The organism is Bradyrhizobium sp. DN3, from assembly GCF_041357655.1.
Lineage (GTDB): Bacteria > Pseudomonadota > Alphaproteobacteria > Rhizobiales > Xanthobacteraceae > Bradyrhizobium.
Window position 1 is genome coordinate 1 of sequence record NZ_JAULLN010000001.1, and the last position, 15,606, is coordinate 15,606.

16 protein-coding genes are annotated in these 15,606 nt (G+C 63.2%); 4 read left to right on the forward strand and 12 right to left on the reverse strand.

Annotation, left to right across the window (positions count from 1 at the left end):
• Positions 1-131 precede the first annotated feature (131 nt).
• The 5 genes from AAE027_RS00005 to AAE027_RS00025 form a co-directional block, all read right to left on the reverse strand.
• Entirely contained in the window at positions 132-1,631 is a 1,500-nt protein-coding gene (locus AAE027_RS00005; protein ID WP_370990860.1) for a tripartite tricarboxylate transporter permease, read from the reverse strand.
• Positions 1,631-2,116 (reverse strand): tripartite tricarboxylate transporter TctB family protein, encoded by a 486-nt coding sequence (locus AAE027_RS00010; RefSeq protein ID WP_370990859.1) that lies wholly within the window; start codon positions 2,114-2,116, stop codon positions 1,631-1,633. The genes AAE027_RS00005 and AAE027_RS00010 overlap by 1 nt, the downstream gene beginning before the upstream one ends.
• Positions 2,113-3,081: a Bug family tripartite tricarboxylate transporter substrate binding protein gene (locus tag AAE027_RS00015; RefSeq protein WP_370990858.1), complete on the reverse strand. Its 969-nt coding sequence runs from the start codon at positions 3,079-3,081 to the stop codon at positions 2,113-2,115. The genes AAE027_RS00010 and AAE027_RS00015 overlap by 4 nt, the downstream gene beginning before the upstream one ends.
• Positions 3,082-3,186: 105 nt before the next feature.
• A complete protein-coding gene (locus AAE027_RS00020) occupies positions 3,187-4,020 on the reverse strand; it encodes an IclR family transcriptional regulator (RefSeq protein WP_370990857.1) in 834 nt (277 codons plus the stop codon).
• 223 nt (positions 4,021-4,243) lie between these two features.
• Positions 4,244-6,373 (reverse strand): acetate--CoA ligase family protein, encoded by a 2,130-nt coding sequence (locus AAE027_RS00025; RefSeq protein WP_128934898.1) that lies wholly within the window; start codon positions 6,371-6,373, stop codon positions 4,244-4,246.
• A 351-nt stretch (positions 6,374-6,724) separates the two neighbouring features.
• Between AAE027_RS00025 and AAE027_RS00030 the strand changes: the two genes are divergently transcribed.
• The 4 genes from AAE027_RS00030 (at position 6,725) to AAE027_RS00045 (ending at position 11,430) form a co-directional block, all read left to right on the forward strand.
• Positions 6,725-7,420 carry a GntR family transcriptional regulator gene (locus AAE027_RS00030; protein ID WP_162250091.1) on the forward strand — a complete coding sequence of 232 codons (696 nt, stop codon included), beginning with the start codon at positions 6,725-6,727 and terminating at the stop codon, positions 7,418-7,420.
• Positions 7,421-7,482: 62 nt separating this feature from the next.
• Positions 7,483-9,216 carry an oxalyl-CoA decarboxylase gene (gene oxc / locus AAE027_RS00035; RefSeq protein ID WP_370990855.1) on the forward strand — a complete coding sequence of 578 codons (1,734 nt, stop codon included), beginning with the start codon at positions 7,483-7,485 and terminating at the stop codon, positions 9,214-9,216.
• Positions 9,217-9,365: 149 nt separating this feature from the next.
• Positions 9,366-10,643, forward strand: coding sequence for a formyl-CoA transferase (gene frc, locus AAE027_RS00040; RefSeq protein ID WP_370990854.1), 1,278 nt, complete (start codon positions 9,366-9,368; stop codon positions 10,641-10,643).
• A gap of 604 nt (positions 10,644-11,247) precedes the next feature.
• Positions 11,248-11,430 (forward strand): hypothetical protein, encoded by a 183-nt coding sequence (locus tag AAE027_RS00045; RefSeq protein ID WP_370990853.1) that lies wholly within the window; start codon positions 11,248-11,250, stop codon positions 11,428-11,430.
• A gap of 92 nt (positions 11,431-11,522) precedes the next feature.
• Here AAE027_RS00045 and AAE027_RS00050 read toward each other — a convergent pair whose 3' ends face one another.
• From AAE027_RS00050 to AAE027_RS00080, 7 genes are all read right to left on the reverse strand, one after another.
• Positions 11,523-11,747, reverse strand: coding sequence for a hypothetical protein (locus AAE027_RS00050; RefSeq protein WP_370990861.1), 225 nt, complete (start codon positions 11,745-11,747; stop codon positions 11,523-11,525).
• 51 nt (positions 11,748-11,798) lie between these two features.
• Complete coding sequence (locus tag AAE027_RS00055; RefSeq protein WP_370990852.1) at positions 11,799-12,041, reverse strand: transcriptional regulator; 243 nt, start codon at positions 12,039-12,041, stop codon at positions 11,799-11,801.
• 97 nt (positions 12,042-12,138) lie between these two features.
• Complete coding sequence (locus AAE027_RS00060) at positions 12,139-12,348, reverse strand: cold-shock protein (protein ID WP_091892417.1); 210 nt, start codon at positions 12,346-12,348, stop codon at positions 12,139-12,141.
• A 429-nt stretch (positions 12,349-12,777) separates the two neighbouring features.
• Entirely contained in the window at positions 12,778-12,972 is a 195-nt protein-coding gene (locus tag AAE027_RS00065; protein WP_370990851.1) for a hypothetical protein, read from the reverse strand.
• Positions 12,973-12,989: 17 nt separating this feature from the next.
• Positions 12,990-13,346, reverse strand: a complete 357-nt coding sequence (locus AAE027_RS00070; RefSeq protein ID WP_370990850.1) for an alpha/beta hydrolase — start codon at positions 13,344-13,346, stop codon at positions 12,990-12,992.
• A 35-nt stretch (positions 13,347-13,381) separates the two neighbouring features.
• Positions 13,382-14,512 carry an alpha/beta hydrolase family protein gene (locus AAE027_RS00075; protein ID WP_370990849.1) on the reverse strand — a complete coding sequence of 377 codons (1,131 nt, stop codon included), beginning with the start codon at positions 14,510-14,512 and terminating at the stop codon, positions 13,382-13,384.
• 23 nt (positions 14,513-14,535) lie between these two features.
• Entirely contained in the window at positions 14,536-15,510 is a 975-nt protein-coding gene (locus tag AAE027_RS00080; RefSeq protein ID WP_370990848.1) for an alpha/beta hydrolase family protein, read from the reverse strand.
• Positions 15,511-15,606 lie beyond the last annotated feature (96 nt).

Genomic DNA, 15,606 nt, shown 5'->3' on the forward strand with positions numbered 1-15,606 from the left:
ACCAGGAAACGGCGGAATCGTAGCCGACTCGTGGCTTTTCACACAGCCAGGGTCACCAGCGGTAATGCTCTGGTCGATCAGAAAATTCCCGCTCGGCCCTCGGAGCCGACATTACTTTATCAGTACACGCCCTAGTCCTCGTTCGCCTTGAACCGCCCGAGTCCCTTCAGCACGAAGGGCGCCAGCAGCGCGATCAGCGCGACGCCAAGCAGGGTCGCCGAGATCGGGCTCTGAACCAGCGCCATGGGATCGCCGAGGCTGATCGCGAGCGCCCTGCGCAATTGGCTCTCGGCGATCGGGCCGAGGATCAGGCCGACGACGACGGGCGCGATCGGAAAATCGAACCGGCGCATCAGGAAGCCGAGCACGCCGAAGCCGGCCAGCATCGACAATTCGACCACCGACGGCTTTGCCGCGATGGTGCCCATGGTCGCGAACACGAGGATGCCGGCATAGAGCCACGGCTGCGGGATCGCGAGCAGCCGCACCCACAGGCCGACCAGAGGCAGATTGAGCACAAGCAGCATCGCGTTGGCGATGAACAGGCTGGCAATCAGGCCCCACACCAGGTCCGGCCGCTCCGCGAACAGCAGCGGCCCCGGGTTGAGGCCGTATTGCTGGAAACCCGCCAGCATCATCGCGGCCGTCGCCGACGTCGGCAGCCCGAGCGTGAGCAGCGGCACCAGCGTGCCGGCGGCGGAGGCATTGTTCGCGGCTTCCGGTCCCGCGACGCCTTCGATCGCGCCCTTGCCGAACTCTTCCGGATGTTTCGTGAGCCGCTTCTCGGTGGAATAGGACAGGAAGGTCGGAATCTCCGCACCGCCCGCGGGCAATGCGCCGATCGGGAAGCCGAACATGGTGCCGCGCAGCCACGCTTTCCACGAGCGCTTCCAATCCTGCTTCGTCATCCACAGCGAGCCGCGCACCGCCTCGAGCTTCTCCTCGGTGTGGTGGCGGCGCGATGCAACGTAGAGCGCCTCGCCCACCGCGAACAGGCCGACCGCAAGCGTCGTCACCTCGACGCCGTCGAGCAGCTCGGGGACGCCGAACGCAAGCCGCGCCTGACCGGTCAGCTTGTCGATGCCGACGAGACCGAGCGTGAGGCCGATGAACAGGCTGGTCAGGCCGCGGATCGGGGAATCGCCGAAGGTCGCCGACACCGTGACAAAGGCGACGCACATCAGCGCGAAGTAATCCTCCGGGCCGAAGCGCACGGCGAAATCGACCAGCCAAGGCGCGAGGAACGCCAGCCCGATGGTGGCAATGGTGCCGGCGACGAAGGAGCCGATCGCGGAGGTCGCAAGCGCCGGCCCGCCGCGACCGGTCTTGGCCATCTTGTTGCCTTCGAGCGCCGTCGCCATCGAGGCGCTCTCGCCGGGCGTGTTGATGAGGATCGCGGTGGTCGAGCCGCCATACATGCCGCCATAGTAGATGCCGGCGAACATGATCAACGAGCCGCCGGGATCGAGCTTGTAGGTCACCGGCAGCAGCAGTGCGACCGTCAACGCCGGGCCGATGCCGGGCAGCACGCCCACGGCCGTGCCGAGGAAGACGCCGATCAGCGCATAAAGCAAATTCATCGGCTGGACGGCGACCGCCATGCCATGCGCCAGCGCGGCAAAAGTGTCCATCACAGCAGTCGCTCCAGGGGGCCGGCCGGAAGGCTCAGCGTCAGCAGCCGGTCGAACGCGAGATAAATGAGGGTCGACATCACGAGAGCGATGATGGAATCGACGAGGATGGCACGGCGCCCGAAGGCCGCCGAGGTCGTCACGAACAGCGCCGACGTCGCCAGGATGAAGCCGCCGCCGAAGCCGATGATGGCGATCAGAAGCGCAAGACCAATGAGGATTAAGACCACCGGCACGGGATCGGAGCTCTCGCGCGCCGGCAAATTACCGCGCAACGCGTCGATGAAATTGCCGATCGCAAGCAGCGCGAGGCCGGAGGCGACCACGACCGGCATCGCTTCGGGCCCCATCCCGTACATCGCGGCGGATGGCAGGCCGCGCGCGTCCCAGACCAGGACCGCGGCGAGCGCCGCCAGCAATGCAGCGATGACGAGGCCGGCGCGATCGACGCGCCGCGCCGGCTTGACGGGATCGCCTGAGGTCATGACTTGACGAGGCCGACCGATTTCAGCACGTCGGTGACGCGCACCGTTTCCTTTTTCAGGAAGTCGGCAAAGGCATCGCCGCCGAGATAGGCGTCCTCCCAGCCCTTCTGCTTGAGGATCTCCTTCCAGGCGTCCGACTTCACCATCTTCTCGACCGCATCGCTCAAAGTCTTGCGCTGCTCCGGCGTGATGCCGGGAGGCGCGACCACCGAACGCCAATTGGCGATCACGAGGTCGATGCCCTGCTCCTTGAAAGTCGGGATGTCGCTGCCGGCGATGCGCTTCTCCGAAGTCACGCCGATCGCGCGCAGCTTGCCGGACTTGATCTGCCCTTCATATTCGCTCAGCCCGGAAATGCCAGCGGTGACCTTGCCGCCGAGAATGGCGGCGAGCGACTCGCCGCCGCCGGAGAACGGGATGTAGTTGATCTTCTTCGCGTCGGCGCCGACGGCGCCGGCGAACATCGCCGCCATGACATGGTCGACGCCGCCGGCCGAGCCGCCGGCAAAGGTCACCTTGGCGATATCGGCCTTCACCGCAGCAGCCAGATCCTGCCCAGTCTTGATCGGCGAATTCGCGGGCACCACGATCACCTGGATCTCCTCGGTGAGGCGCGCGATCGGCGTCACCTGGTCCAGTGTGACCGGCGACTTGTTCATGGCGAGCGCGCCCACCATGACGAAGCCGTTGACCATCATCTGGTTGCCGTCGCCCTTGGCGCCGTTGACGAACTGGGCGATGCCGACGCTGCCACCCGCGCCGGGAACGTTGGTGACCTGCACGCTGCGCGCGACGCCCGAGGCGACCAGCGCCTGCTGCATCGAGCGCGCGGTCTGGTCCCAGCCCCCGCCCGGTGCCGCCGGCGCCATCAGCTTGAGCTCGAGCTGCTGGGCAAAAGCCGGATTGGCTGCCGCGAGGGTCAGCGCGACGGCTGCGCCGACAAGGCGCGCGGGGAATTGAAACATGGGGGCATCTCCAGGCTCGTGCGGACGTTTGCCGCATTGTGTCGTTTGGTCGCATATCAGCCAAAACGGCCGATGCTGTCCAGTGACATCCCCCGGTGGTCCCCGTTAGTGGGGCGTCGGGACCACCCCGCCGAGCGCAACCGTTAGTTCGGCGGCGACCTCCCGCACGATTTGCCCGATTTCCGGCAACCTCTGGTCAGTCAACCGGCTGGTCATGCCGGAGACCGAAATCGCTGCGAGCGGCTCGGCGCAGTCATTGTAGACGACTGCGGCAACACAGCGCAGGCCCATGCAGGCCTCTTCATCGTCGAGCGCGTAGCCCTGCTTGCGGATCTTTTCGAGCTCTCGAAACAGGTCGCTCGGCCGCACGATCGACTTCTCGGTCAGGCGGGGCATGCCGTGGTGGCGGATGACGGCGCCGACGTCCTCGTCGGAATAGGTCGCAAGCACCGCCTTGCCGACGCCGGAGGTTACCATGGGGACGCGGCCGCCGACCTGGGTCAGCGAGCGCATGATCTCGCGGCTTTCCATCCGAGTCAGCACGATGATGAATTCGTCGTCGACGACGGCGAGATTGGCGGTCTCGCGGGTGAGATCGCGCAGCTTGCGCAAGTAAGGGATCGCTTGCGTGGAGAAATTACGCCGCCGCGCGAAGCTCGCGCCGACCGTGAAACTGCGCACGCCGACATGCCATTTGGATTCGGCGCGGTCGAACTGCACGAAGCGTCGGCTTTCCAGCGTCGCCAGCAGGCGGTGCACGGTGGAGGCCGACAGACCGGTACGGATCGCGAGATCGCTGAGGCGATAGCCTTCGTCGTCCTCGGCCAGCGTTTCGAGGATCGACAGCGCGCGGTCAACGGACTGCACGCCACCGTCGCGGTCGGCCTCCGATGCCGATCGTGTTTCGAGCGATTTGCGCCGGATCACGTTCTTGCTCATCGCAACCTGCATTTGCCAATCAGACAAGACGCGAGCCGCCTCTTCTCCCTCTCCCCGTTCTTACGGGGCTGCGACGAGCTTCGCTCGCGCTGAGAGGGTCGGGGTGAGGGGCTATCTCCGCAAACACGGTGAGAGTTAGACTCGCGGAGAGTCCCCCTCACCCGAATTCGAGCCTTGCTCGAATTCGGCCTCTCCCCGCAAGCGGGGAGAGGCGAACGCAAGCTCAGAGCAGCCCTGCCCCGCGCGCCCACTTGTACTTGGCGCCCAACACCTCGACCGGCAGCTCAGTCGAATAGGCATAGGCCGGGATGCCGTGCTGGTAGAGATATTCGGCGGCTTCCTCGACTTCGACGTCGCCGGCCAGCGAGGCGACCATGGGCTTCACAAAACCCTTGGCCTCCATCTCCTTCTTCACCTCGACCATGTTGCGGGCGAACACCATCGGCGGGGTGACGATGGTGTGCCAGTAGCCGAGGATCAGCGCGTGGATGCGCTCATCCGACAGGCCGAGCTTGACCGTGTTGACATAGGTGATCGGCGGCTCGCCGCCGGTGATATCCACAGGATTTCCGGCCGCGCCGAACGGCGGGATGAACTTGCGGAAGGCCGCATCGAGGTCCGGCGGCATCGACATCAGCGACAGGCCGTTGTCGACGCAGGAGTCCGACAGCAGCACGCCGGAGCCGCCCGCGCCGGTGATAATGAGCACGTTCTCGCCCTTCGGCGTCGGCAGCACCGGCACGCCGCGGGCGAATTCGAGCAGCTGGCGCAGCGAGCGGGCGCGGATCACGCCGGACTGCTTGAACACGTCCTCGTAGATCCGGTCGTTACCGGCGAGCGCGCCGGTGTGCGAGGACGCCGCCTTCGCGCCGGCCGAGGTGCGGCCGGCCTTGAGCACGACGACCGGCTTCTTCTTGGAGACGCGTTTTGCGGCTTCCGCGAAGGCACGGCCGTCCTTGAGGTCTTCGCAGTGCTGCGCGATCAAATTGGTGTTCGGGTCCTGCTCGAAGAAGGCGAGCAGATCGTCCTCGTCGATATCGGACTTGTTGCCGAGGCCGACGATCGCCGAGACGCCCATCTTGGCCGAGCGCGAGAAGCCGATGATGGCCATGCCGATGCCGCCCGACTGCGACGACAGCGCCGCGTGGCCCTTGACGTCATAGGCCGTGCAGAAGGTCGCGCAGAGATTGGCCGGGGTGTAGTAGAAGCCGTAGATGTTCGGCCCCATCAGGCGGATGTCGTACTTCTTGCCGACTTCGACGATCTCGGCCTGGAGCTCGGGCGCGCCAGCTTCCGCAAAGCCTGACGGGATCAGCACCGCACCCGGGATTTTCTTCTCGCCGCATTCCGTCAGCGCGGCGGCGACGAACTTTGCAGGGATCGCGAACACCGCGACGTCGATCACGCCGGGCACGTCCTTGACGCTCTTGTAGGCCTTGTAGCCAAGGATCTCGGCGGCCTTGGGATGGATCGGAATGATCTCGCCCTTGTAACCGCCGTTGATGAGGTTCTTCATCACGGAATTGCCGATCTTGCCGTCCTCCGCGGAGGCGCCGATCACGGCGACCGCCTTCGGCTGCATGATGCGGTTCATCGCCGCGACGATCTCTTCGGTCGGGCGCGGCTTCGGCTTGGGCACATAAGCGAAGTCGACGACGATACGGACGTCGGCGGCGGTTGCGCCCTTCGGGGTCGCGAACACAGGGTTGAGGTCGAGCTCGACGATTTCAGGGAAATCGGTGACGAGCTGCGAGACCTTGACGATGACGTCGGCGAGCGCCGTGCGGTTCACCGGCTCGCTGCCACGCACGCCCTTCAGGATCTCATGCGCCTGGATGCCATCGAGCATCGACAGCGCGTCTTCCTTGGTCGCGGGCGCGAGGCGGAAGGTAATGTCCTTGAGGACCTCGACCAGCACGCCGCCGAGGCCGAAGGCGACCAGCTTGCCGAACGAGCCGTCGGTGATCGAGCCAACGATGACTTCGGTCCCGCCGGCCAGCATCTGCTGCACCTGGACGCCTTCGATCTTGGCATCGGACTTATACTTCTTGGCGTTACCGAGAATGGTCTCGTAGGCCTTCTCGGCCTCCTCGGCCGTCTTGAGGCCGACGATGACGCCGCCGGCTTCGGTCTTGTGGAGAATGTCCGGCGAGACGATCTTCATCACGACCGGGAAGCCCATCGCGGCGGCCATCTTGCCGGCTTCGCCCGCCGACTTGGCCACGCCCTCCTTCGGCACCGGAATGCCGTAGGCGTCGCAGACCAGCTTGCCTTCCGGGGCCGTCAGGCTGGTGCGGTTGTCCGCCTTGACCTGGTCAAGCACCTTGCGGACGGCATCTTTGGAATTGGACATGTGGGTTCTCCCTTGACCTTAGTTCGTTCTTTGCAAAGCGCGCGCGTGGTTAGCGGCTGCCCGTGATGCTTGCCATTCGCCGCGCTCTGTTCCATGCGGCGGAACGGAGTGGCATAAGCCCCAAGACTACTCCGCCGGCTTGGATCAAAAATGGCTGGCGATGGCATTTGGTATGCCAGAAGCCAACTTGTCAAGCCAGTGCACAGCTTAGAACGCCGCAAAAAATAGCCAGCTTGACATTCTGGCATGTGGTATGCCAAAAACTTTCCCATAAATATTCCTGTAAAAGACGACTCCCACTGGAGGAGATTCGTCGTGTCACAACGGAAACCAACCAAGGCGTTGCCGAACATGGCCGAGGCAGACATCGCAATCGTTCGTATTGCCCCGGAGAGCAGCTTCAAGAACAAGGCGTATGACGCCTTGAAGGAAGCCATCCTCAAGATGGACATCTACTCGACGCCCGAGCCGGTGATGCTCGACGAGCGCGCGCTGTCCGAACGGCTGGGCGTCAGCCGCACCCCGATCCGCGAAGCGATCGCGATGCTCGAGCAGGACGGATTCGTGAAGACGGTGCCACGCCGCGGCATCATGGTGGTGCGCAGGACCAAGAGCGAGATCGTCGACATGATCCGCGCCTGGGCGGCGCTGGAGAGCATGGCCGCGCGCCTCATCACCACCACCGCACGCAAGAAGGACATCACGGCGCTGCGCGACTTCTTCAAGGACTTCGGCAAGGACCGTCTGCCCGAGGATCACGTCGAGGAATATTCGCGCGCCAACATCGCCTTCCACCAGGCGCTGATCTCGCTGTCGGAATCCCCCGTGCTGGTCGATCTCACCAACGACCTGTTGTTGCACGTGCGCGGCTACCGGCAGCTGACCATCGGCCGCAAGGACCGCACCGCGACCTCCCTGCCCGAGCATCTCGGCATCATCGAAGCGCTGGAAGCGCGCGACACCGAGCTCGCCGAGAAGCGCGCCCGCGATCACACCCTTGGCCTTGCCGCTTACGTCGAGGCGCATGGCCAGGAACTGTTCACTTAGCAACGTTCACCAGAAGGGCGAACAACTCGCCCCACTACCTTGAGACCAGGGAGACAAGGCCCATGCTGAATACCGCGACCAAGTCCGAAGCACCGGGCACCGAGCAGGAACTGACGGATGGCTTCCATCTCGTCATCGACGCGCTCAAGCTGAACGGCATCAACACCATCTATAATGTGCCGGGCATCCCGATCACGGATTTGGGCCGCATGGCGCAGGCCGCCGGTATTCGCGTGATCTCCTTCCGTCACGAGCAGAACGCCGGTTACGCCGCAGGCATTGCCGGCTACCTCACCAAGAAGCCCGGCGTCTGCCTTACCGTCTCCGCGCCGGGCTTCCTCAACGGTCTCACCGCGCTCGCGCACGCCACCACCAACTGCTACCCGATGATCCTGGTCTCGGGCTCGTCGGAGCGCGAGATCGTCGACCTCCAGCAGGGCGACTACGAGGAAATGGATCAGCTCGCGATCGCGAAGCCGCTGTGCAAGGCGGCCTATCGCGTGCTGCACGCTCAGGATATCGGCATCGGCTTTGCCCGCGCCATCCGCGCCGCAGTCTCGGGCCGTCCGGGCGGCGTCTATCTCGACCTGCCGGCAAAACTGTTCGGCCAGGTGATGAACGCCGATGCCGGCCAGAAGTCGCTGGTCAAGGTGATCGACGCGGCGCCCGCGCAGATCCCCTCGCCCGCTTCGGTCAAGCGTGCGCTCGACGTGCTGAAGAGCGCAAAGCGTCCGCTCATCATCCTCGGCAAGGGCGCGGCCTACGCGCAGGCCGATGAAGAAATCAAAAACTTCGTCGAGAAGAGCGGCGTGCCCTTCCTGCCCATGAGCATGGCCAAGGGCCTGCTCCCCGACACGCATCCGCAATGTGCCGGCGCGGCCCGCTCGACGGTGCTGAAAGAGTCCGACGTCGTCATGCTGATCGGCGCGCGGCTGAACTGGCTGCTCTCGCACGGCAAGGGCAAGAGCTGGGGCGAAGCGCCGAAGAAGTTCATCCAGGTCGACATCGAGCCGAAGGAAATGGACTCCAACGTCGAGATCGTCGCGCCCGTCGTCGGCGACATCGGCTCGGTCGTCTCCGCCTTCAACCAGGCGATGGGCGCAGGCTGGACCGCCCCGCCGGCCGAATGGACCAAGGCGATTACATCCAAGCGCGAAGAGAACATCGCCAAGATGGCGCCGAAGCTCATGAACAACAAGTCGCCGATGGACTATCACGGCGCGCTCGGCGTGCTGAAGAATGTCATCAAAGATCACCCCGAGGCGATCCTCGTCAACGAGGGGGCCAACACGCTCGACCTCGCCCGCGGCGTCATCGACATGTACCGCCCGCGCAAGCGTCTCGACGTCGGCACCTGGGGCGTGATGGGCATCGGCATGGGCCAAGCGATCGCGGCAGCCCTCGAGACCGGCCATCCCGTGCTCGCAGTGGAAGGCGACAGCGCGTTCGGCTTCTCCGGCATGGAGGTCGAGACCATCTGCCGCTACAACCTTCCGATCTGCGTCGTCATCTTCAACAATGACGGCATCTATCGCGGCACCGACGTCAACGGCGCCAACTCGGATCCGGCGACGACGGTGTTCGTCAAGGGCGCGCGCTACGACAAGATGATGGAAGCTTTTGGCGGCGTCGGCGTAAACGCGACCTCGCCGGATGAACTGAAGCGCGCGGTCAACGACGCCATGACCTCCGGCAAGCCGACGCTCATCAACGCGGTGATCGATCCGGCCGCGGGCTCGGAGAGCGGCCGCATCGGCAACCTCAATCCGCAGAGCGTTCTGCAGAAGAAGAAGTAACTCCGGGTCATTCCCCGCCCAGGCGGGGAATCCAGTATTCGCCGGACCATCCATTGTGGCGAGCACTGAGCCCAACCGAAACGACAGCGAATACTGGATGCCCGCCTTCGCGGGCATGACGGAAACAGAGTGGTAACAGGAGCAATACGATGACTAAAGCGCTCAAGGGCGTTCGCATTCTCGATTTCACCCACGTCCAGTCCGGACCGACCTGCACGCAGTTGCTGGCCTGGTTCGGCGCCGACGTGATCAAGGTGGAACGTCCGGGCGTGGGTGACATCACCCGCGGTCAGCTGCAGGACATCCCGAACGTGGACAGCCTGTATTTCACCATGCTCAACCACAACAAGCGCTCGATCACGCTCGACACCAAGAACCCCAAGGGCAAGGAAGTCCTCACCGAGTTGATCAAGAAGTGCGACGTGCTGGTGGAAAACTTCGGCCCCGGCGTGCTCGACCGCATGGGCTTCCCCTGGGAGAAGATCCAGGCGATCAACCCCAAGATGATCGTCGCCTCGATCAAGGGCTTCGGTCCCGGCCCCTACGAAGACTGCAAGGTCTATGAGAACGTCGCGCAGTGCACCGGCGGCGCCGCCTCCACTACCGGCTTCCGCGATGGCCTGCCGCTCGTCACCGGCGCGCAGATCGGAGATTCCGGCACCGGCCTGCATCTGGCGCTCGGCATCGTCACGGCGCTCTATCAGCGCACGCATTCGGGCAAGGGCCAGAAGGTCACCGCCGCGATGCAGGACGGCGTGCTCAACCTCGCCCGCGTCAAGCTGCGCGACCAGCAGCGCCTCGCCCACGGCCCGCTCAAGGAATACAGCCAGTTCGGCGAAGGCATTCCGTTCGGGGATGCCGTGCCGCGCGCCGGCAACGATTCCGGCGGTGGCCAGCCCGGCCGCATCCTGAAGTGCAAGGGCTGGGAGACCGATCCCAACGCCTACATCTACTTCATCACCCAGGCCCCGGTCTGGGAGAAGATCTGCGACGTGATCGGCGAACCCACCTGGAAGACCGATCCGAACTACGCCAAGCCCCCGGCCCGCCTGCCGCGCCTGAACGAGATCTTCGCGCGCATCGAACAGTGGACGATGACCAAGACCAAGTTCGAGGCGATGGAGATCCTCAACAAGGACGACATCCCCTGCGGCCCGATCCTGTCGATGAAGGAGATCGCCGAGGATCAGTCGCTGCGCGCGACCGGCACCGTCGTCGAGGTCGATCACCCGACCCGCGGCAAGTACATCTCGGTCGGCAACCCGATCAAGCTGTCGGATAGCCCGAGCGACGTGCAGCGTTCCCCGCTGCTCGGCGAGCACACCGACGAGATCCTGCGCTCGGTGCTCGGCTTCAGCGACCACCAGGTCGCCGATATCCACAAGTCCGGCGCCCTCGATCCGCCGCAGAAGCAGGCCGCTGAGTAAGTGGAAGCACTCTGACGCGAGACAAAGGGGCCGCCTGTCGAGGCGGCCCTTTTTGCATGAGAACACCTGCCATCACCGGCCCCCAACTAAAAAGTCGAAAAACAACCCCATGCACAGTAGCTAACTCCTTGGGCTAAAAGGGATTGCTGATTTTACGAAATTCCCTTTGACGCGTCGGGCAAAACAGGGGTATTATGCCATCGTCCACAGATACGGATGTCAGGCTCGGCAAAGAGCTTGCGCCCTTCACCAGCCGTTTGCCATCGTCTGAAACGACACTGCGAATGTCCAGAACGCTTCGCCGAGCAGCTGCACCGTCTGGCGTTGAACCCCGGGGAATGTTCGACCAGCCGACGTTGAATTAAGATTGGTCTGGAGGAACCGATACGATGACCCACGGTTATTCCCCTGACCGGTGCGCTCTCGGAAGTGCGGGCGCGCCTCCTTCCAGCGAGTGACTGCGCGCCTCGCACGAGATCTGTCCAACGCTGAAGACTTGGCCGCCGTCTCGCCCGGAGGGTGTCTATCCCCGTCAGCGTAGGCGCCGGAGACGTGGCATTCAGCTGCCGTCCGGACCACGCTTGTTGATCAAATCGAGGTCGAAATGTTGAGAGATCAATCCTCTGATCGCGCAAAGCGCGAAGCCAACAAGGCGTTCAAGCCCGTCAAAACCCAAAAACCGATGAGTGACTATGCGAAGGACCAGCAATCCTTCCACGAGAATCGCGAACGACTGAAAGCGGAGCGATTAGCCCGCGAGGCCAAGCGCAAGAGCCACTCCGAATAGTAGCGTTGTGAACCAGCGTGAAGCGGTTCTCCAAAGAGATGATGCTTGAACAATAACCTGAAGCGCGACGACGATTCCCGTCTCATCATGCTTTAGAGCATCGAGAGCACGACGACCCCGTCTTCGAGCTCTCCCGAAGCGAGCCGCGTCCGCGCGATGCGCTCGAACTCCGTCCGATATTTCTGAAGATAGCTGAAGGCCTGCTTCTGCGTCTGAAACGTGGTGGCCAGTCGGCACATCTGCCGGCCCGCACCAAGCGCGAGAAAGAAGGTGATGGTTCCACCGCTGTCCGATTTAACTTGAGGCATGACCCGCATCCTTTGCATGTGACCGGTCCTCTCCAGATGTCGTCGGCACAATGGAGTCGACTATCGCGGCAGCTTCTTGTTGCGCTTGGCCTTTGCAGGCGCCGGCAACGATGCTTGTAGGGCGGCCTCAGCCGCCTCCTTGGCTTCGCGCAGTTCTCGAAGCCGCGCCATATTCTTGCGAACGTCGACGGCCTGCTTTTCGGCATCCGCCATGGCTCGCGCGCCTTCTTCAGCGGCCAAACGTTGACGATTGGACCGCGCAATAGCTTCGGGCGACGGTTCAGCCGACCTCTTGGCCCTCATTGTTCACCTACCCGACAACGGACAAAACCCGCTCAATCCGGGGATCGAGCGGGTAGCGTGGCCGTTTCAGTACATCCGTGAAACGGCGCCAGGGCCCTTAGGCCAGCGAGAGATTCTCTGCGCTGACCTTGCCCCGCATCTTGTCGGTCTTGAGCTCGAAGTTGACCTTTTGGCCCTCGGCGAGACCCGCAAGACCAGCCCGCTCGACCGCGCTGACGTGAACGAACACATCATTGCCGCCGTCGTCGGGTTGAATGAATCCAAAGCCCTTTTGGCCGTTGAACCACTTCACTGTACCTGTTGTCATGTTCTTCTCCAAAGCGCACACGCGCACGTTCCGCGTGATCGTCACGCAGAAAAATTCAATTCGTCGATGTCTCTGGAAAAAGGAGCCCGCGGGCGCATTCAACAAGGCACAGCGGCTGAACGAACAGACACAACGTATACCCCGTCATGGTCACTTACAAGGCTTTGGCCAGATATAGTTGCAAGCTCCGACTCTGGCAAAAGTTTCACGCGTTCGAGGACTCGCGCTGGTGCAGCACCAATAGGGAACCGCGGGTACAAGCTTTCGGCCGCCGCACCGTGAGCGCAACGACCAAGAGCCAAAAGCGTGCTGCGCAACGGAAGCCGCAATCCGGCCCCTGAATGATCGGAGAACGACAGCAATTGTCGCTGCAATGATCAGGATTTCTTACTCAAGTCGTTCTTGCCGCACGGCATTGTTCTTGAAACACTATCGCCTCGGCCGCCCGGGCTCGGCGCCGCCAGCCAAAAAGAACGCTAGCCACCTGGGAAATTTGTCTAACGGTTCCAGCGTCGAATACGACGAGCGCTCGATCGGCTCCTTTCGAGGCATGGAGCCTTCAAGCAATTTCATGATGAGCGGCCCGATTGGCTTGTCAGGCGCTGCTTGCTCGACGATGCCCATCCTCCCTATCATAACGCTCAACGTTCTCCGAACTGCTCGCGAAAGAACTTCACTAAGGTCGCGTTGAACTCGCGATGAAATGTTGCGCGGTCAAATCCCGCGGGCACGTCGGTGCAGATGCGTGGGACTGCCGCTGCAAGCTGGGGCGAGCAAAGCGCGAGAAATGCAAAGTGCCCGGCCGGCACGACGTGAATGTCAGGCTTGCCGGGCAGCCCCTCCGCGACGCGCGACGTGCCCGAACCGTTCCCGACAGCCGGGAGGCGCCGAACTGCGATCGCCAGAACTGGAAAGGCGCGTTGACGACGGCGAGGTGTTCCCGTCAGGACGGCCTGCCGCAGAAGCAGGCCGCGGAGTAGGCGGTTCACATCGATCAAGGGCCGCCGTTTCGGCGGCACTTTCTTTTCGAATGCTAACCGGGCGCCAGCGTCTGTCCGACCGCATAGAGCGAGCATTCTTTCCATGCGGCCACGCATTGGCGCATCGCCTCGGTCTTCGCGTCGTCGACCGTTCGCTGGTTGGAGGTAATTGACGAACAATGACCTTCCCGATTCCAGGCATATGCCTTGATGTCGGTCCACGCCTTCACATAAGCATCGAAATAGATCGTGCACGCAGCGTTGAGGGGCGTCGGCGCCGGAATGGCGGCGGGTGGAGGCAATTCGACAACCAGCGAGGTCGGCAGCCGCAACCGGTTCAGGAAGTTCTCCACCGCAGGCCACCAGATGTCGGCGGGACCCATCGGCACCATGGCATGCCCATCGACACCGAAGGGCGGCAAGATCTGAAACTGCGCCGGTGCGCCGGAGGAGACGTAAGCATCGAACATGCGACGGCCCAACGCCGGCGGAGCATTCTGATCGTTCTCCGAATAGACCCACAGCGCCGGAATTCGCGCCGCGCGGCCAAAGATGCCGGCGTCCGCCACGAGATGGTCCGGGCTGCACGTACGACCCGGGACCGAGCCGTGAGCCCCCTCGAAATTGAGGACGCCGATGACGCCGGCAGGATTGCTTGCCGCCGCGGCCGTCACCGCAAAGCCTCCCGTCGAATGTCCCATTAGCAGGACCCGATCGGGCTCGACCCAGGGCTCACCACGAAGCGTGGCAACAGCGCCGGTGACGTCTTCAGCCGCGATCCGCCCAACGGCTAGATAGTCCCGATCATCGCATGGTCCGGAAAGTGCCTCGGCAAACGGTCCCTCTGAACGACCGAAACCCCGACGCATGATCGATGCGGCGGCATAACCATGCTGTGCAAACGCGACGGCAGCATTGAGAAGATCGACCGGCGATTGTCGCGCTGCGGCTGCGCGAAACGCTTGCCCGGTGGCAGGATTTGTACCGTGAATCAGCAGAACCAGCGGAAAGCGCCCGGGCCGGTCCGGGCGAATGATCATGGTTTCAAGCTTGACCTGACTGCCATCGGCGCGCGTGACCGGGATCAGCCGATCTTCGCGAACGAGGCCCGACAGCGCGGGATCGGCCGCGGCCGGAGACAGCAGAAGCCCAAGCACACCCATCACACAGCCAAGTCGTCTCACCCTCGCCTCCCTGAACTCAATGCTCAGTGATCGCCGCCAGCGAACTGCTCACGGAAGAACTTCACTACAGCCGCGTCGAACTCGCGGTGAAAGGCCACCCGATCAAAGCCTTCAGGATCCGAGCACACCTGCGGCCTCAATGCTGCGAGCTCCGTCGTGCAGGGTGGCAGAAATGCGTAGTGACCGGCCCCAACGACGTGAATATCAGGCTTGCCCGGCAGACTACGGGTTACGTATGCGACGCCGGTCGCATTGACGCCCCCTCCCCCTAGTTCGGATCGCCAGACCTGCAGCGGGATTCCGATGCCCGCCAGATTTTCGGGTGTGAATGAAAAACTCACAGCAGGATCGACGATCACTGCGGCCTTGATCCGGGCATCGTGTGGCGGGACGGGAGGAATCTCGCCAGCGCGCAGTTGCTCGCAGACCGTCGATTTGTTCTCTTGCTTACAATTGGGGGCAAACCTGCGAAAATCGGGCTGACCGCCGACCAGAACCAATCCGGTGAAGCCCCCTAAAGAGAAGCCAAAGAGGCCTACCCTGGCGGGATCGATGGCAGCCTTGTCCTTCCACTCTTGCAGCATGAAATCCAGCAGTCGAACCAAATGTGCTGGACGCGATGCCCAGACGGACATCCCACGGGCCGACATGTCGTTGGTGTTGTTGCCGGGATGGTTGATCGCTGCGACGATGAAGCCGGCGTTTGCCAGCGCTTCTATGATGTCGAGGTGAAGGGCGAAGTAGCCGCTATTTCCATGGGAGATGATAACCAGCGGCAGTTTGGTCCCCGTGACGGGACAGTCCTTCGCTCCCTCCAGCCAATCGACTGTGGGCACCGAAAGCCTGCCAAGCGCCACATGCGTCGGCTCCGCCGCGCAGGGATACCAGATCGCGCCCGACAACGTTGGATCGGACTCCAGGAGCTGAATGCCTGCGGCGTCCGCGGGCGATCCAAGACAACAGAGCGTGATGACGAAAGCCCAGAGCGTGCTGCGCAACGGAAGCCCCCTGATTTCGCGCAGGAGTTGAACGAGGAACGATAGCGGAATTGTGGCTCAGCTTGTACGTGGGCACACCTTCGCCGCTATTGGCGT